This is a genomic window from Halorubrum sp. CGM5_25_10-8B, assembly GCF_005435095.1.
In the GTDB taxonomy this organism is placed as follows: Archaea; Halobacteriota; Halobacteria; order Halobacteriales; family Haloferacaceae; genus Halorubrum; species Halorubrum ezzemoulense.
On sequence record NZ_SGTY01000022.1, the window covers coordinates 1 to 15,947 of the forward strand.

Genomic DNA, 15,947 nt, shown 5'->3' on the forward strand with positions numbered 1-15,947 from the left:
GACAACATCTCCAAAGCCCCAGTCGTGCGGCCGCAGTAGGCGACGTTAGCACCGCGGCGGGCGACGCGAGCGAGGAGCGCAACGAAGCGTACTGCGGCCGCACGACTGGGGCTTTGGAGATGTTGTCGGTCGCTCCTCAGAGAGCAACCCCGTACGACATGTGTAAGACCTCCGTTCCGTCTCGTCCGCTGACGCTATCCATTTCCGCGTCGCGACCGAAGCGGCGGTGATGACCGACGACACCGGCGACGACGCCGGCGACGATTCCAGCGAGGACGACGCTGAAGACCTCTCCTTAGATCGCTTCCACGAGGCGCTCGAGGCCGAGGAGCGACCGGTCGCAACGGCGAGCGAGGTCGCCCGCCGGCTCGGAACGTCGCAGGCGGCAGCGCGCGACGCGCTCGCTGCGCTCGTTGACCGCGGCGACGTGGACCGACTCGACGTCGAGGCCGACCCCGTCGTATTCTACCCCCGCGACTGGGGCGCGTTGGCGAGCCGCGAGCGCGTCGTGACCTTCCCGAAGCGCCGCGAGATCGTCGTCGACCGCCCCACGCAGTACACCCGCGCGCGGCTCTCGCAGTTCGCGAACCTCGTCGACACCACCGGCACCGAGCCCGGAACCCGCGGGTATCTCTATCGGATCCGCCAGGAGGACGTGTGGGCAGCACCGTTCGACGACGCCGACGCGCTCGTGGGCGCGCTCCGGTCGGTGCTGCCGCGGCGGTACGAACACCTCGAAGCGTGGGTGCGCGACCAGTGGCGTCGGGCGCACCGCTTCCGGCTGTACACCCACGCGGACGGGTACGTCGTCCTCGAGGCCGCCTCCGAGAACCTGATGGGGAACGTCGCCGACCAGCACCTCGACGACGACCACCTCCGCGCGCCAATCTCGGACACCGAGGCGTGGGTGAACGAGGCGGCGGTCGCCGCGGTCAAGCGCACGCTCTACGACGCCGGCTACCCGGTCGAGGACGACCGCGACCTCGAGACCGGCGACCCGGTCGAGATCGACCTCGCGACCGACCTCCGCGATTACCAGGAGACGTGGGTCGAGACGTTCCTCGACCGCAAGTCCGGCGTGTACGTCGGGCCGCCGGGCTCCGGCAAGACCGTCGCCGGGATCGCGACGATCGCCGCGGTCGGCGGCGAAACGCTGATTTTGGTCCCCTCACGCGAGCTCGCCGACCAGTGGCGCGAGGAGCTGCTGGAGCACTCCACGGTCGACCCCGCCGACATCGGACTCTACCACGGGGGGACCAAGGAGATCCGCCCCGTCACGATCGCGACCTACCAGATCGCCGGGATGGACCGCCACCGGAGCCTCTTCGACTCCCGCGAATGGGGGCTGATCTGCTTCGACGAATGCCATCACGTCACCGCCCCGGTGTACTCGCGGACCGCCGAGCTCCAGAGCAAACACCGGCTCGGACTCTCGGCGACGCCCGTCAGCGAGACTGGCAGCGAGGAAGAGATCTACACCCTCATCGGCCAGCCCATCGGGGCGGACTGGGACGCGCTGTTCGAGGCCGGCTTCGTTCAGGAGCCCGAGGTCGAGATCCGCTACGTCCCGTGGCGCGACGAGACGGCGCGCAACGAGTACGCCGCCGCGGACGGCCGGGACCGCAGACGGCTCGCGGCCGAGAACCCCGCGAAGGTCGAGGAGATCCGGTACCTGCTCGCGGCCCACCGCGACAAGAAGACGCTCGTCTTCGTCGAGTACCTCGACCAGGGCGCCGCGATCGCCGACGCGCTCGGCGTCCCCTTCATCAGCGGCGAGACGCCGCACCACGAGCGCGCGGAGCTGTTCCGCCGGTTCCGGGCGGACGGCGAAGCGGAGGGTTCGGGCGGCGGGGCGGCCGACGACGACCTCGACGTCCTCGTCGTCTCGCGGGTGGGCGACGAGGGGATCGACCTCCCGAACGCCGAACTCGCCGTCGTCGCGAGCGGGCTCGGCGGCTCTCGACGACAGGGCTCACAGCGGGCGGGACGGACGATGCGGCCGACCGGCTCCGCGTTGGTCTACGTCCTCGCGACGCGCGGGTCGAGCGAGGAGGAGTTCGCCCAGCGACAGATGCGGCACCTCGGGCGGAAGGGCGTCCGCGTCCGCGAGACGAACGTCGCGGAGTAGTCCGCGGCCCGACGCCGCCGGACCGGACGCGTGCCGAATCGCGCCGCTCGCTCAGAGCGCGTCAGCTAAGCGCTCGGCCGCCCCCTCGATCTCCCCCTCGTTCTCGACGAACCGGACGGGCGCGTTCTGGTCGCGCGCGTACTGGAGCGCCGCGGACCGGTTGAGGTCCTGCTCGAAGTCGATCTGGCGTTCGGTGACCCCGTCGAGGTCGCGGTCGCTCGCCCGCCTGCGTTCGAGGATCGTCGCCGGTTCCGCCTCCACGAGGACGAACGCGTCAGGCGAGACGTCTTCGAGCACTTCGACTGGAAGCCCTTGGACGTAGCCGGTCAGCGTCTCGACCGCGAGGTGCGTCGAGAGGATCACGTTCGTCGTCTCCGCTTCCTCGGCGACGAACTCGCCTGCGCGGCGCTGGAGCCGCCGCGTCTCGGGCTGTGAGAGCGTGCCGAGCTTGGCCCGCTCGGTCGCGAGCCCCATCGCCGCCGCCTGTTCGAGCATCACGTCGCCGAAGTTGATCAGCTTGTACCCATCTCCGAGTCCGCGCCTGACCGCCTGACAGACGCTGGAAAGGCCGACGCCGTTGACTCCCGACACGATCGTGACTGACATCAGAAGCTCACCTCGTTCTCCTCGTCGCCCGGCATCCCGCCGCGGTCGTCGTAGTACCGGCGGCCGATGAACTGCGCGCCGACGAGCATCATCAGCGTGTCGTAGAGGTCGTCGGCCGAGTCGAACGTCTCGACCTCCGACCGGTCGATGACCGCCCGGATCGTCGTGGACTCTCCGTCGGGCGGCGACAACTCCGTGTCACCGACCGTCTCCAGCACCTCGCTTCGGGGCGCCGGAAACTGTAGTTTCCTCGCGAACAGGTCACGAGTCTCTGGTAAGCGCATACATGACACATGACAGCACACGCTAGCATAAGTGTACATGTCAGTGCCCCGCGACCGAAGTCGCGGGTTACCCCCTCGTTCCGTTGTGACGCGGAGTGTCGCCGCCCCTCCGATGCGTTCCCCTCCCCGCCGCGTCGCGTCCCGCGCTCGCCCGCGGGCCCGGCGGCGGACGAAGCTTTCAACATACGCTCCGCCGACTTCGCGACATGGACGCTGACGAGCCCTCGCCCGCCGCCGATAGGCACGACGACCCACCGACCGTCGCCGAGGCGGTCGTCGACGCGATGCTCGACCGCGGCGTCGACACCGTCTTCGGGATCCCCGGCAAGCAGACCCTCCCGCTGAACCGGGCGCTCGCCGATCGCGACGCGCGGTTCGTCGTCGCCCGCCACGAGACCGCCGTCCCGCACCAAGCGTGGGGGTACGCCGAGACGAGCGAGCCCGGCGCGATGGCAGCCACCTGCGTCGTCCCCGGCCCGGGCGACACGAACGCGATGAACGGGCTGAAGAACGCCCTGAACGACTGCGTCCCCCTGCTCCACCTCGCCGTCGAGACGGAACGGTCGGTCCGCGGCGGCGACGGCATCCACGAGACGCCGCCGGAGACGTACGACACCGTCGTCAAGGAGAACGTCCTTGTCGACTCGCCCGCGGGCGCGGTCCCCGCCGTCGTCGAGGCGATCCGGACCGCCCGCGAACACCCGCAGGGACCGGTCCGCGTGGGGATCCCGAAGGACTTCCTCGCCGGTCGGACCCCGCAGCCCGCGGTCGGCGAGCGCGAGCCGTCACCGCCGCCGGCACCGCCCGCGGCGGCGGTGCGCGAGGCCGCAGACCTGCTCGGCGATGCCACAGCACCCGTCGTGCTCGCCGGCGGCGGTGTCAGGCGCGCGGACGCGAGCGACGCCCTCCGGTCGGTCGCCGAGGGGCTCGGCGCGCCGGTCGTGACGACGTACAAGGGGAAGGGGACGCTCCCCGAGACGCACCAGCTGTCGGCGGGCGTGCTCTGCGGCGGGGCCAGCGCGGAGCTCCGGGGACTCCTCGCGGACGCCGACGTCGGCCTTGTCGTCGGCTCAGACCTCGACGCGGTCGCGACCGCATCGTGGTCCGTCGCGATGCCCGAGACGCTGATCCACGTCACGCTCGACGGGGACGATGTCGGGTTCGGCTACGAAGCGGACCTCGGCGTCGTCGCTGACGCGGACCGCTTCCTCCGGGCGCTCACCGACCGCCTCGACGACGAGGGGGTGGCGCCCCGCGGCGCCGACGGCGCCGAGCGCGCCGAGTCGGTCCGCGCGGCCGACCGCGAGCGCTTCGCGGCGTTGTCCGAGCAGAGCGCCGACGGTTCGGGGAAGTCGACGGCCGACGACCGCGAGGAGCGCCCGCTCCGCTCCGTCGAGGCCCTCTCGGCGGTTCGCGACGCGGTCCCGGCGGACGCGGTCGTCGCCGCCGACGCGGGCGGGTTCCGGCTGTGGACGCTCGTCTCGTTCCCCGCTGCGGGGCCGCGGTCGTACGTCAACCCCGGTTCGTGGGCGACGATGGGTACCGGGCTCCCGTCGGCGCTCGGCGCCAAGCTGGCGAACCCGGACCGCGACGTGGTCGCGCTCACCGGCGACGGCGGGCTCATGATGTGCGTCCACGAGCTCCACACGCTGGCGAGCGAGGGGATCGACGTCACCGTCGTCGCGCTCAACAACGACGACTACGCGATCATCAGCGAGGAGGCGTCGCGGTCGTACGACTTCCCGGACCAGAGCTACGGGTGGGCGGAGACCGGACTCGACCTCGTCGCGGTCGCGTCGGGGATGGGCCTGCCCGCGGAGCGCGTCCATGCGCGCGGCGCGGTCGGCGACGCCGTCGAGCGCGCCCGCGACCGCGACGGCCCGGCCCTCGTCGAGGTCGTCACCGATCCGGACGAACCGCAGGCGAGCGAGTGGATGACCGGCCCCCACCCCCGGTCCTAACCGGTCCGTTTCACGCCGAGCGTTTCCGAGATCTGAAGCGATCTATATACTCGTCGGGTCTGAATTTCCCGTATGCGCAACCCGTGGGTTCACGACGACGTCCCGGACGACGCCGGGAGTGGGTACAACGGTCCCGTCCGCCTGCTGGCGGCGTTCATGTGGGGGACGTTGGCTCTCGGCGTCGGAGGGTTCGTCATCCTCTCCGGCGCGGGCGTCGTCGACCTCGCCGACGGCGGGTCGTTCGGCGAGGTCGTCACGGGCGTCGTCGCCGCGCTGGCGCTCGCGCTGGCGCTCCCGGTCCTGTTGAAACTGCTCACCATCTCGCGGGCGCTCGCCCTCCTCGCCTTCCTCGGCACCGGCGCCGGGGTCGGCCGGTTCGTGATCGCCCGCGAACCGGAGCGGTTCCGGGGGCTCCTCGACGCGCGCGAGAGCCTCGCCGAGAACGCCGGCTCGCTCGGCGACCTCTTCGACTTCGTCGACTCGATGGCGCCCGGCGCGATCGACGGCGTGACAGTGGTAGCCGACGCCGCGGCGGTAGCGGTCGACGGCGCGATCGCCGTCGCCGTCGGCGTCCCGATCGCGTGAGCCGACCGCCAGCGGGGTCGTGACGGCCGTCCCCACGCGCGGTCGGGTTCCGGCGCGTCCCGCGGGACGGGAGCCTTAACAACACCCGTGGTGAAGCCCGCCCATGACGCATCCGAACGACGTCGCCGTCGGCATCGTCGGCCTCGGCGGCATCGGGTCCCACCACGCGACGAAGCTGACCGAGCGCGGCGCGAACCTCGTCGGCGGGATGGACGTCGATGCCGACGCGCGGGCACGGTTCCACGAGGAGTTCGGCGTCCCCGCCTACGAGGACGAGACGGACCTCTACGAGGACTGCGACGCCGTGCTGGTCACCACCCCGAACCGCTTCCACGAAGCGTACGCGACCTCGGCGCTTTCGGCCGACCTCGACGTGCTCTTGGAGAAGCCGCTGGCGCACACGCTCGACAGCGCCGAGCGGATCGCCGACACCGCCAGCGACGCCGACGGGTTCTGTATGGTCGGGTTCAACAACCGGTTCGCGGAGCCGGTTCAGGTGATCAAACACTACCAAGACGAGGGGAGGTTCGGCGAGACCACCCACGTCGAGGCGAACTACGTCCGGCGGCGCGGCGTCCCCGGCCGGGGCTCGTGGTTCACGTCGGCGGACGTCGCCGGCGGCGGCGCGCTCATCGATATCGGCGTCCACGCGATCGACTTGGCGCTCTACCTCCTCGATCACCCCGAGGTCGTCGAGGTGTCCGGGGACACGCGCTCGGAGTTCGGCGGTCGCGACGACTACGCGTACGTCCACATGTGGGGCGACGACGCGGGGCCGGAGGGGTTCGACGTCGACGACTCCGCGTCCGCGTTCATCCGCGGCGCCGACGGGAGCACCGTCTCGCTGGAGGTCGCGTGGGCGACGAACCGGCCGGCGACCGACGAGTTCGTCGTCCGGGGCACCGAGGCGGGCGCGACGCTCGACCGCGGTAGCGGCGACCTCACGGTCCACGAGGCGGGCGTCGGCGGCGGCCACCACCTCACGGACGCGAGCGTGGAGACGCGCGACGGCGACGCGCACGCCGCCGAGCAGGCGACGTTCCTCGAAGCGGCCGCCGACGGCGAGGCGCCGTCGATAAACACCGTCGAGGAGGGGTTACGCGTCCAGCGCGTCATCGACGCGATCTACCGCTCCGCGGAGACCGGCGCGGCGGTGCGGCTGGACTGAGCCGCCGACCGAGCAGGCCGACCCGGGAGCCGCGATGGGAACCTATTCGGTGCTGGGGACCGTCACCGCGGACAACTCGTGACCAGCGATCCCGGCCCCACGCCGCCCTCCGAACGGATCACCAGCCTCGACGCGCTCCGCGGCTTCGCGCTGCTCGGCATCCTCGTCATCAACATCCGCGTCTTCTCGATGCCGGAGCAGACCCTGCTCAACCCCACCGTGTACGGCGACTTCACCGGGCTCAACTACTGGACCTGGTTCGTCGGCCACGTGTTCGCGCAGTCGAAGTTCATCACCGTCTTCTCGGCGCTGTTCGGCGCCGGCGTCCTGCTGTTCATCGAGAGCAAAGAGGAGAAGGGCCAAGACGCCGTCCGCCTCCACCTCCGCCGGACCGTGGTGCTGATCGCGATCGGCCTCCTTCACGCGTACCTGCTGTGGTACGGGGACATCCTCGTCACGTACGGGCTGCTCGGGCTGTTCCTCCTCTTCGTCCGCGACCTCGACGCGCGTCGGCTCGGCGGGCTCGCCGGGATATTCCTGCTCTTCGTCCCCGCGATCGAGCTGTTCGCCGCGACCTCGATCGGCGGCGAGGCGATCGCCGGCCAGTGGCTGCCCGCGGAGGCCGCGGTCCGAGACCAGGTGGCCGCCTACCGCGGCGGCTGGCTCGACCAGATGAGCCACCGCGTCTCCTCGTCGTTCCAGCGACAGACGTCCGGGTTCATCGGGTCGAGCTTCTGGCGCGTGGGCGGCGTCATGCTGCTCGGCATGGCACTGTACAGGCGCGGCGTGTTGACCGGCGAGCGCTCGACCGCGTTCTACCGCCGGCTCGTCGCGGGCGGCGTCGTCGGCGTCGGAATCGTCGTCGCCGGCGTCGCGTATATCGAGGCGAACGACTGGAGCGCCGGCGCCGCACTGTACTGGCGGCAGTTCAACTACGTCGGGAGTCTGCTCGTCGCTGGCGGGTACGTCGGCCTCGTCACGCTGTTCGTCCGGTGGCGCGGTGAGGGGCTCGTGGCCCGCGCGCTCGCCGCGGTCGGCCGCACCGCGTTCACCAACTACCTGCTCCAGACGGTGATCGCGACGACGGTGTTCTACGGTCACGGTCTCGGGCTGTTCGGCTCCGTCAGCCGCGTCGAGGCAATGGGGATCGTCGTCGCGATCTGGGCGGTCCAAGTCCCGCTGTCCGTGATCTGGCTCCGGTACTTCCGGTTCGGTCCCGTCGAGTGGGTGTGGCGGACGCTCACCTACGGGGAGGCACAGCCGTTGCGGCTGAAAGACTGACCCCGCGTTCTCCGAACTGAGACTCGCGAGGACACGTTCAACAGTCCCCGGTCGGACTCCCGCACATGAGCGAGTTCGACGTTCACGACCACCGTCACGAACTGAAACAGCTCCGCGACTCGGGCCGAACGAGCCTCTGGGAGAACAGGGAAGGGATGGCGTGCCCGGTGTGCGACGACGCCTTTTCGCGGCTCTTCGTCACGCGACAGTCCGGGACGACGTTCCCCGAGAACGACGGCGCGCGGTTCTGCCTACTGCGTTCCGACGACGCGGTGTACCTCTTCCGACACTGAGCGACCGGGGGCTCGTCAGTCGTCTCCCACCGGGTCGACGCCGGGCTCGGGCTCGTCGATGTACCGCTCGGTCCACGTGCCGCGCGAGAACCACGCGACGCCGATGACGGCGCCGAGGACGTTTCCGAGTGCCATACCGACCCAGACTCCGGTCTCGCCCCACCCGGCGACGAACACGAGGTACCCGACGCTCGCGACCCGGCCCACCCAGAGGGTGAGGATCGAGATGACCATCGCGGTCTTCGTGTTGCCCGCGCCGCGGAACGCGCCTAAGATCACCTGCGAGACGCCGATGAAGGCGAACTCGACCGACCGGATCCGGACGTACTCCACCGCGTAGCCGATCGTCGCGGGCGCGTCCGGCACGTCGCCGAGGAACGCGCCGACGATCGGTTCGGTGAACGTCACGGCGACGACCGCGACGAGGAACATCACGCCCGCGCCGGTCGTGGCCGCGAACTTCACAGCCCTGCCGGCGCGGTCGGCGCGGTTCGCGCCGAGGTTCTGCCCGACCATCGTGTCGATAGCGCGGCCGAGCCCCATCGCGGGCAGGAAGACGAGCGAGATGAGCCGGTTGCCGAGCCCGTATGCGGCGACGACCGGCGGCGAGAACGTGACGATCATCGCGGTGAGCGTGATCATCGCGAGCGCGCTCGTCGTCTGCTCGACGCTGGAGGGGAGCCCGAGCCGGAAGATGTCCCGGATAAAATCGAGGTCGGGCGCGAGGTGCCCGAGCGTCACGTCGGGGCCGTACCCGGTGCCGAACAGTATCCAGAGGCCGATGGCGGTCGCGACGCCCCGCGAGAGGATCGTCGCGAGCGCGGCGCCCTGGATGCCGATCCCGGTGACTCCCGTCGCCGAGAGCAGCGTCGCCTCCAGCGCGACCGGGTCGAGCGCCGCGAGGCCGGGAACCGCGGCGAGCCACTCGAACAGCGGGTTCCCCTCGAACCCGAAGATGAAGAACGGGTCCAAGAGGACGTTCAGGAGGACGGAAATGAACATGACGGCCATCGGCGTCCGCGTGTCGCCGTAGCCGCGCATCAGCGCCGAGAAGACGAAGAACCCGAACATCAGGGGGATCCCGGCGAAGATCACCTCCATGTAGTCTGCCGCGAGCGGGATCACGGTCGCCGCGGTCTCCGCGTCGCTCGGCAGGATCTCGAGGGCCGGGCGCGTGTAGAAGTAGCCCCCGATCCCGATGAGCACGGACAGCACGGAGACGGTGAAGATCGTCTGTCCCGCCACGAGCCCGGCGGAGCCCTCGCCGTCGGCGCCGGTGTACTGCGCGACGAGGATCGCGCCCGCCGTCGTGAACCCGCCGGCGACCGCGATCAGGAGGAAGATCAGCGGGAACGCGAGGCTGATCGCGCCGACGGCCTCCGCCGAGAGCCGGCCGAGGTACAGGGTGTCGACGATGTTGTACGTCACCTGGAGCAGCTGGATGACGACGATCGGCCACGCCAGGCGGAACAGCGGTCGGAGGAGGCTCCCCTCGGTGATCGACTCCTCGCCGACTGGGTCGTCGGGCGCGGGCTCGGGGGCGTCGGACGCAGCTTCGGGGTCGTCGTCCCCGTCGCGGCCGTCGTCGCCGCCCATGGTATCGCCGCTCGGTCCACCGGAGGGGTCCGGCGGCTCGGAGGAATCCGACGGGTCGGAGGGGTCGGCAGCGGGCTCGTCGCTCACTGCGGTTGAAAAGCCGGGCGCGCTCTATCAGGCTTCCGATCCGGTCACCGGCGCCCGTCGCTACCGTCTATGGATCCGGCGGGATTGTCCGCGTCCGAAGGCCCGCCCTCGGTCGTCTCCGTGGCGCCTGCTCCGTCGCCCGGGGTCGGATCGGCGGCGCCGTGTACTCCGTCGGCACCGGACGTCTCGGTGGCGGCGTCGACGCGGGCGACGCCGGAGGTGTCGTCGAAGACGAGGTGGCGGTGCGGGTACGCCATCTCGACGTCCGCGTCGGCGAGGCGCTCGCGGATCTCGGTGTTCACGTCCGACTGGACCTTCGCGAGCTTGTACGGCTTCTTCACCCAGTACCGCAGCCGGAGGAGGACCCCGTCGTCGGCGAACTCGTGGAGGCGGCAGTCGGGGCCCGCCATGTACCGCGCCACGCCGATCCGGATGTCGGGGCCGCCGTCGACGACGGCCTCGGAGTCGCGCGCCGCGCGCTCGATGAGCCGCCGGGCCTCGGGGATGTCGCTCTCGTAGGTGACGAGCACGTCGATCGAGCGCCGGGTCCGCTCGTCCTCGGCCGAGAAGTTCGTCACGTCGCGCTCGCGCATCGTCCCGTTCGGCACGACGAGGAAGGTGTTATCCAGAGTGAATATCTTCGTGTAGCGGATCGTGATGTCCTCGACGAACCCGGTCGTCCCGTCCTCTAACTCGATCATGTCGCCGATCTCGAACGGCTGGTCCGCGAGGATGAACACGCCGTTGATGAAGTTCCCGACGAGCGGCGCGAGGACGATACCGATGACGGCCGAGAACACTGCGGTCCCGAGGAGGAGGTCCGCGAACCGGAAGCCGACGGCGCCCAGGCCGACCAGCACCGAGGCGGCGATCGTGCCGACCCGGACCCCGCGGACGATCGTCTGCGCGACGCTCTGTCGCGACACGCGGCGGGCGACGGGGCGACCGATCAGCCGGACGAGGAAGTTCGCGAGGACGACGCCGACCGCCAGTGACGCGAGGACGGTCAACACGCCCGTTCCCGGCAGGTCCGCGAGCCGAGAGCCGATATCGGCGAGCCGCGAGACGGCCCCCGCGATCGGCGTTCCCCCCGGGAAGACCATGGGAACCCGCTGTCGGCCATCGGAAAAAGCGTTTCTCCACGCGCACGACCGGCGGCGAACGAGTCGCTTCGAACGAGAGACGGGGCAACCACTGTGACTCCGCTGAGCGAACGGGCGGTATGGGCCAACCGCCTGCGGACCCAACGAGGTTCGGCGTCGAACACGACACCAAGCCGGGAGACGCGCTGCTCGCCGGCTTCCCCCCGTTCGGGCTCGCCGGCCTGACCGCCGTCCACTACTTGGTCGACGACCTCGATCTCGAGGAGACGGGGCGCGTCCGGATCGACGGCGCCCCGTCGATCACGTCGTTTACGAAAGGGGACGCCGCGCCACCCGCTCCGGCTGTACACCGACTCGGACCGCGACGGCACCGTCCTCGTCGCCGAGCGGATCGAGGAGCGGGAGCCGGAGGGGACCACGACCGCACGGACATGTGGACCCCATCTGTCCCGACCGTGAGGACCGGGCTCTGAAAACGCGTACAACTCGTCTCATAGTAAAAAGCTATAATCCCCGGTCCCGTTCTTCGGTACATGACTGACGATCTCCGGGACACGCTCGACCGCGTGGGGGACCGATTCAACCTCGGCGAGTACGAGATTGACGCGTACCTCGCGGTGTTGGAACACGGCGAACTGACGGCGAGCGACATCGCCGACCGGACCGAGATCCCGCAGCCGCGGGTGTATGACACGGTCCGGAGCCTCTCGGACCGCGGGCTCGTCGAGCTCCGCGAGTCGCGGCCGATGAAGATCGTCGCCGTCGACCCCGAGGACGCCTTCGGCGATCTGCGGTCGTCGTTCACGGAGATGGTCGACGAACTGGAGGCGCGGTACACCGCGCCGACGCGGGAGACGGAGGCGGTGTCGCTTGTCAAGTCGCGCTCGACGATCCTCCGGTACCTCGAAGAGGTGATCGCGAACGCGGAGTACGAGCTCGCGCTGTCGCTCACCCCCGGCCTCCTGCGGCGGTTCCGGGACGAACTCGCCGCGAAGGTCGCCGAGGGCGTCACCGTCGAACTGCTCGTCACGCCGGCGTCGAACGCGCCCGACCCGACGGAGTTCGACTACTTGGAGGTCGCGACGATCGCCCGCGCGCGCCGCGGGATCACCACGCCGGTCCTCGCGGTCGGCGACGGCGAGTACTCCGTGTACGCAACGCAGGACGCGCTGCGCGACGACCGCGAGCGCTACGGTGTCATCTTCAACCGCTCCGCGCTCGGCTTCCTCGTCTCCGGCTTCTTCGGCACCGTCCTGTGGACGACCGCGGAATCGCTCGCCGCCGACGGCGAGGACCGGCCCTTCCCGCGCCGCTACGCCTCCATCCGTCGGGCCGTGAAGGACGTCCGCGAGTTCGGCGACGAGGAGTTCTACGCGACCGTCGAGGGCCGCGACATCGAGACCGGCGAGGAGGTCACTGTCCGCGGGAAGGTCGTCGACGTCGCGTTCGTCGACACGGAGGAGGTGGCGTCGCTGGTCGTCGAGACCGAGAACGGCCGCGTCGAGATCGGCGGCCGCGTCGCCGCCTTGGAGGACGTGGAGGGCCAGGAGATCGTGATCGGCCGCGGCGAGCCGCCAGCGCTGTGAGGTGCGCTCGGGTCGTCCCGGCGTCGCCGTTCAAGTGCGGGCGGACCGAAGCGGACCCGTGACCGACGACGCGCGTCCCGACGACAAGCGAGACGCACCGACCGTCGCGTGCGAGCGGTGCGACCGGGAGTGGGTGCTCGACCGCGAGTTCGACGACCTCGACCCCGGGAGCCACGCGATCGAGCAGTTCGCGCTCGACCACGAGCGCCACACCGGCCACTACCCGGACGGCGTGACCCCGTGGGTCGCCCGGTGCGACCGCTGCCCGGACGGGGAGCGCTTCCTCGCGGAGCGTCCGGCGCGGCGCTGGGCGGAGACGCACGCGCGCCACACGCGCCACACCGTCCGGCTCGAACCGCCAACGGGAGCGGTCGAAGCCGTCTCGCCGCGAGACGACGGGGACCGGTCGTAACACCGCAGCCGCTTCCCCTCCGCTACGGACCGAGCGCCGCGATATCGGCTCCGACCGCCGCGCGGGCGTCGGCCGGGTTCGGGTCGCTGTCGGCCAGATGCGTCCACTCGCAGGCGGGTAGCGCGGCGATGCGGTCCCGGATGGCCGGCCGGTACGGTGCGGCCGACGCGATCCCGTCACCGCTGCCCCAGATGTCGTCGATGACGGTCCGCGAGTCGATCCGGACCTCGACGGCCGCAGGGTCGCAGCGCGCGGCCAGCGCCTCCAGTCCGAGGTGGAGCGCCGCGTACTCCGCGGTGTTGTTCTCGGCGCGAGCCCCGACGGGTCGGCCCAGCCGAACGAGGGGGTCATCGCCGACCAGCAGCACGGCCCCCGCGCCGGCCGGTCCGGGGTTTCCGCGCGAGCTCCCGTCGACGTAGAGAACGATGTCGTCGGCGGACTCGCCGCGGTCGTCGCCCGATCGCGGCGGGTCGGCGGCGAGGACCGACTCGACCGCGGTCCGGATCTCGGCGTCGGTCGTCGTCGGGCCGAACAGCCCGCCGTAGCCGGTCACCGCGTCGTCGATGGCGTCGATCGCCGGTCGTATCTCGTAGCCGTACAGGGCGAGGACGTCGTCGACGCGGCTCGCCAGCGGCGAGAGCCGGTCCGTGGGAAGTCGGTCCATGATGTCTCACGCGGCCGAACTGCGGTCCACAACGGTTCATTCGAGAGCGCAGGGAAAAATGCGCTGGCGGTGAGCGCGGTGAGCCGAGCCGCCGCCGATCGGCGGTCAGGACTGAGTGAGAGTGACGACCGCGACCGACCGAGAGCGAGGGCCACACCGACAGCGTATTTACGCCCCCAACCCCTCCGACCCGACATGACGCTCGTCGTCGTCCCGGTTCGATTCCCTCCCTCGTCGCACTCGGCGGCGACGCTCCGCGAGGCGGCCCGCGTCGCCGCGGAGCGCGACGCCGACCTCACGGTCCTCCACGTCGACTTATACCAGCGCTCGGGGGGCGTCTCGCGCAGCGACCTCAAGCGCGCCGCCGAGGAGCGGATCGGCCGGATCGACCGGGCGCGGTACGTCGTCCGTCGGGGCTTCCTCGTCGAGGAGACGATCCTCGAAGAGATCGTCGCCGAGGGGGCCGACGTGGTCGTCATCGGGTCGAAACAGGCGGGGCGGTGGCGCCGGATGGTCCAGAAGTTGCTCTCCGACCCCGACATCGACTCGTTCCTCCGCAGCCAACTCGACTGTACCGTGATCACCGTGGACGCGGACGGAGAGACCACGACGAACGACGCCGACGACGACGCCGCGCCGCTCCCGGACGACTAGTTCTCCCCGCGCCGCGACCCGTCCCGCGTCGCGACCTCGTACCGCCGCTCGTACTCGATGACGGTCGCCGCCCGGTCGGCGACCGACTCGCCGAACTCGCGCTCGACGACGTACAGCGCCAGATCGATCCCGGAGGTGACCCCGCCCGCGCTGAGCACGTCGCCGTCGTCGACGACCCGCGCGTCGACGACCTCCGCGCCCGACTCCCGGAGCTCCTCGACGGCGGAGGCGTGCGTGACGGCCCGGCGGCCGTCGGTGACGCCCGCCTCCGCGAGCAGCATCGACCCGGTACACACCGAGGCGATCCGGGTGTCCGCCGCGTGGTGCGCGGCGAGCGCGCGCGGCACGTCGCCCTTCTGCGCCTCGGCCCACGCGCTCGCCTCCTGGTTGCGCGCGTTCCACCCGCCCCCGGGCACGACCAGCAGGTCCGGGGCGTCCTCTCCTCCCGGGCCGGGGAGCGTTCCGTCCACGCCGACGCGGGTCCCGTGGCTCGCGGTCACCGTCTCGCGCTCGTCGAGCGACACGTATCGGACGCGGCCGCCGTCGTCTCCTGACGCCCCGTCGTCCCCTATTGCCCCGTCGTCCCCTGTCGTCCCGTCGTCCTCCTCGGCGGCGTAGCCGAGCGCGTAGTCGAACACCTCGTACGGGCCGATACCGTCCAGTTCGTCGAACCCGTCGTACACCAGAATATCGACGTTCATGCCGGGCCGAACGAGCGGCGCGGGCTTGTGCGTTCCCCTCCGATCGGGCGACTCCCGGTGACCCGCAGCGCCGAGCCGTCAGCCCCGGTCGCCGCGTCACTCGTCGGCGAACGCCGACGCGACCCGCTCGATGTCCGCGACGACGCGGTCCCGGTCGACCCGCTCGCCGCGGTAGGCGCGCTCGACGATCCCGTCGGGGTTGACGAGGAACGTCACCACCATGTGCGTGAAGTCGTACCCGGGGAGACGCTCGCTCTCGGTTGTCCGCTCGAAGGCGATCCCCAGTCGGTCCTCGACCACCGTCTTCGCGCGGGCCGGCGTCTCGGGCCGGAGGTACAGCCAGTTGCCCGCGTCGAGGTCGGCGCCGACCGACGCGGCGTTCTCTCGGAGCGCGGCCGCGTCGTCGCGCTCGGGATCGAACGTGATCGGGAGGAAGTACACGTCCTCCGTCAGCCCCGCGTCCGCGACGCGGCCCTGAATCCGAGCCCACTGTCGGAGCAGGATCGAACACTCCGCGGGGCAGAAGGTGAACACGCCCGTCACGAGCGCGGTCCGGTCGAGCGCGTCGCTGTCGAACGTCTTCTCCGCGAGCGGGGCCGACAGCTCGAACGACGGCAGCGGCTGGCCGTACGCGGGGTACGCGAGGTCCTCGCTGTCCGCGATCTGGTCTTCCTGCGGGTCGAGCATGACGCCGTCCGGCGTCCCGCCGAACAGACGCGATGTACAGCCCGCGAGGGAGCCGGACGCGACCGTTCCGGCCCCAGCGAGCAGCGTGCGGCGATTCATACCCGTGTGAAGGGCCGAGCGGCGCATAACGCGTCTGGTGCGATCGCCGAAC

The 15,947-nt window shown here is 70.9% G+C and carries 17 protein-coding genes; 10 read left to right on the plus strand and 7 right to left on the minus strand.

The annotated features are described in order from the left end of the window. Positions 1-229: 229 nt before the first annotated feature. Entirely contained in the window at positions 230-2,128 is a 1,899-nt protein-coding gene (locus EXE51_RS15375; RefSeq protein WP_049932539.1) for a DEAD/DEAH box helicase, read from the plus strand. A 51-nt stretch (positions 2,129-2,179) separates the two neighbouring features. Here the strand turns inward: EXE51_RS15375 and EXE51_RS15380 are convergent, their stop codons facing one another. Together EXE51_RS15380 and EXE51_RS15385 are read right to left on the minus strand one after the other, a co-directional pair. Then, positions 2,180-2,734, minus strand: coding sequence for an adenylate kinase (locus EXE51_RS15380; RefSeq protein ID WP_049932541.1), 555 nt, complete (start codon positions 2,732-2,734; stop codon positions 2,180-2,182). Next, positions 2,734-3,018, minus strand: a complete 285-nt coding sequence (locus EXE51_RS15385) for a hypothetical protein (protein ID WP_049932543.1) — start codon at positions 3,016-3,018, stop codon at positions 2,734-2,736. The genes EXE51_RS15380 and EXE51_RS15385 overlap by 1 nt, the downstream gene beginning before the upstream one ends. A gap of 206 nt (positions 3,019-3,224) precedes the next feature. Here EXE51_RS15385 and EXE51_RS15390 point away from each other — a divergent pair, with 206 nt between their 5' ends. From EXE51_RS15390 to EXE51_RS15410, 5 genes are all read left to right on the plus strand, one after another. Next, complete coding sequence (locus EXE51_RS15390; protein WP_137692986.1) at positions 3,225-4,979, plus strand: thiamine pyrophosphate-binding protein; 1,755 nt, start codon at positions 3,225-3,227, stop codon at positions 4,977-4,979. A gap of 72 nt (positions 4,980-5,051) precedes the next feature. Continuing rightward, positions 5,052-5,564 carry a hypothetical protein gene (locus EXE51_RS15395; protein ID WP_094553336.1) on the plus strand — a complete coding sequence of 171 codons (513 nt, stop codon included), beginning with the start codon at positions 5,052-5,054 and terminating at the stop codon, positions 5,562-5,564. Between the two features lie 103 nt (positions 5,565-5,667). Next, positions 5,668-6,732 (plus strand): Gfo/Idh/MocA family protein, encoded by a 1,065-nt coding sequence (locus tag EXE51_RS15400; RefSeq protein ID WP_137692987.1) that lies wholly within the window; start codon positions 5,668-5,670, stop codon positions 6,730-6,732. A gap of 78 nt (positions 6,733-6,810) precedes the next feature. After that, on the plus strand, positions 6,811-8,013 hold the full coding sequence (locus EXE51_RS15405) for a DUF418 domain-containing protein (RefSeq protein WP_137692988.1): 1,203 nt from the start codon (positions 6,811-6,813) through the stop codon (positions 8,011-8,013). A gap of 65 nt (positions 8,014-8,078) precedes the next feature. Further along, entirely contained in the window at positions 8,079-8,306 is a 228-nt protein-coding gene (locus tag EXE51_RS15410; RefSeq protein WP_049932552.1) for a hypothetical protein, read from the plus strand. 15 nt (positions 8,307-8,321) lie between these two features. Here EXE51_RS15410 and EXE51_RS15415 read toward each other — a convergent pair whose 3' ends face one another. Together EXE51_RS15415 and EXE51_RS15420 are read right to left on the minus strand one after the other, a co-directional pair. Then, a complete protein-coding gene (locus tag EXE51_RS15415) occupies positions 8,322-9,989 on the minus strand; it encodes an MATE family efflux transporter (protein WP_089308776.1) in 1,668 nt (555 codons plus the stop codon). 44 nt (positions 9,990-10,033) lie between these two features. Further along, the gene (locus EXE51_RS15420) at positions 10,034-11,092 is read right to left on the minus strand and encodes a mechanosensitive ion channel family protein (RefSeq protein ID WP_049932556.1); all 1,059 of its coding nucleotides are present in this window, start codon (positions 11,090-11,092) and stop codon (positions 10,034-10,036) included. A 119-nt stretch (positions 11,093-11,211) separates the two neighbouring features. Between EXE51_RS15420 and EXE51_RS15425 the strand changes: the two genes are divergently transcribed. Genes EXE51_RS15425 through EXE51_RS15435 form a run of 3 tightly spaced genes read left to right on the plus strand, consistent with a single transcriptional unit; the run spans position 11,212 to position 13,090 of the window. After that, complete coding sequence (locus EXE51_RS15425; RefSeq protein WP_241990647.1) at positions 11,212-11,565, plus strand: PAC2 family protein; 354 nt, start codon at positions 11,212-11,214, stop codon at positions 11,563-11,565. A 60-nt stretch (positions 11,566-11,625) separates the two neighbouring features. Continuing rightward, positions 11,626-12,678, plus strand: a complete 1,053-nt coding sequence (trmB, locus tag EXE51_RS15430) for an HTH-type sugar sensing transcriptional regulator TrmB (protein ID WP_049932559.1) — start codon at positions 11,626-11,628, stop codon at positions 12,676-12,678. Positions 12,679-12,736: 58 nt separating this feature from the next. After that, a complete protein-coding gene (locus EXE51_RS15435; RefSeq protein ID WP_137692989.1) occupies positions 12,737-13,090 on the plus strand; it encodes a hypothetical protein in 354 nt (117 codons plus the stop codon). Positions 13,091-13,112: 22 nt separating this feature from the next. Here the strand turns inward: EXE51_RS15435 and EXE51_RS15440 are convergent, their stop codons facing one another. Next, positions 13,113-13,754 carry a ribonuclease HI family protein gene (locus EXE51_RS15440; RefSeq protein ID WP_086220363.1) on the minus strand — a complete coding sequence of 214 codons (642 nt, stop codon included), beginning with the start codon at positions 13,752-13,754 and terminating at the stop codon, positions 13,113-13,115. A 195-nt stretch (positions 13,755-13,949) separates the two neighbouring features. On the opposite strand from EXE51_RS15440, the gene EXE51_RS15445 reads away from it, so the two are divergent. Continuing rightward, positions 13,950-14,408: a universal stress protein gene (locus tag EXE51_RS15445; protein ID WP_049932564.1), complete on the plus strand. Its 459-nt coding sequence runs from the start codon at positions 13,950-13,952 to the stop codon at positions 14,406-14,408. Here EXE51_RS15445 and EXE51_RS15450 read toward each other — a convergent pair. Both EXE51_RS15450 and EXE51_RS15455 read right to left on the minus strand, forming a co-directional pair. Further along, positions 14,405-15,109, minus strand: coding sequence for a DJ-1/PfpI family protein (locus EXE51_RS15450; RefSeq protein ID WP_094593253.1), 705 nt, complete (start codon positions 15,107-15,109; stop codon positions 14,405-14,407). The two genes, EXE51_RS15445 and EXE51_RS15450, sit on opposite strands and share 4 nt — an antisense overlap. 96 nt (positions 15,110-15,205) lie before the next feature. Next, the gene (locus EXE51_RS15455; RefSeq protein ID WP_137692990.1) at positions 15,206-15,895 is read right to left on the minus strand and encodes an SCO family protein; all 690 of its coding nucleotides are present in this window, start codon (positions 15,893-15,895) and stop codon (positions 15,206-15,208) included. Positions 15,896-15,947 lie beyond the last annotated feature (52 nt).

What these genes read in the sequence shown, in the direction of transcription:
- EXE51_RS15375 (WP_049932539.1), top strand. Translation starts at nt 230, where the DNA reads ATGACCGACGACACCGGCGACGACGCCGGCGACGATTCCAGCGAGGAC.
- EXE51_RS15380 (WP_049932541.1), bottom strand. Translation starts at nt 2,734, where the DNA reads ATGTCAGTCACGATCGTGTCGGGAGTCAACGGCGTCGGCCTTTCCAGC.
- EXE51_RS15385 (WP_049932543.1), bottom strand. Translation starts at nt 3,018, where the DNA reads ATGCGCTTACCAGAGACTCGTGACCTGTTCGCGAGGAAACTACAGTTT.
- EXE51_RS15390 (WP_137692986.1), top strand. Translation starts at nt 3,225, where the DNA reads ATGGACGCTGACGAGCCCTCGCCCGCCGCCGATAGGCACGACGACCCA.
- EXE51_RS15395 (WP_094553336.1), top strand. Translation starts at nt 5,052, where the DNA reads ATGCGCAACCCGTGGGTTCACGACGACGTCCCGGACGACGCCGGGAGT.
- EXE51_RS15400 (WP_137692987.1), top strand. Translation starts at nt 5,668, where the DNA reads ATGACGCATCCGAACGACGTCGCCGTCGGCATCGTCGGCCTCGGCGGC.
- EXE51_RS15410 (WP_049932552.1), top strand. Translation starts at nt 8,079, where the DNA reads ATGAGCGAGTTCGACGTTCACGACCACCGTCACGAACTGAAACAGCTC.
- EXE51_RS15420 (WP_049932556.1), bottom strand. Translation starts at nt 11,092, where the DNA reads ATGGTCTTCCCGGGGGGAACGCCGATCGCGGGGGCCGTCTCGCGGCTC.
- EXE51_RS15425 (WP_241990647.1), top strand. Translation starts at nt 11,212, where the DNA reads ATGGGCCAACCGCCTGCGGACCCAACGAGGTTCGGCGTCGAACACGAC.
- trmB (WP_049932559.1), top strand. Translation starts at nt 11,626, where the DNA reads ATGACTGACGATCTCCGGGACACGCTCGACCGCGTGGGGGACCGATTC.
- EXE51_RS15440 (WP_086220363.1), bottom strand. Translation starts at nt 13,754, where the DNA reads ATGGACCGACTTCCCACGGACCGGCTCTCGCCGCTGGCGAGCCGCGTC.
- EXE51_RS15445 (WP_049932564.1), top strand. Translation starts at nt 13,950, where the DNA reads ATGACGCTCGTCGTCGTCCCGGTTCGATTCCCTCCCTCGTCGCACTCG.
- EXE51_RS15450 (WP_094593253.1), bottom strand. Translation starts at nt 15,109, where the DNA reads ATGAACGTCGATATTCTGGTGTACGACGGGTTCGACGAACTGGACGGT.
- EXE51_RS15455 (WP_137692990.1), bottom strand. Translation starts at nt 15,895, where the DNA reads ATGAATCGCCGCACGCTGCTCGCTGGGGCCGGAACGGTCGCGTCCGGC.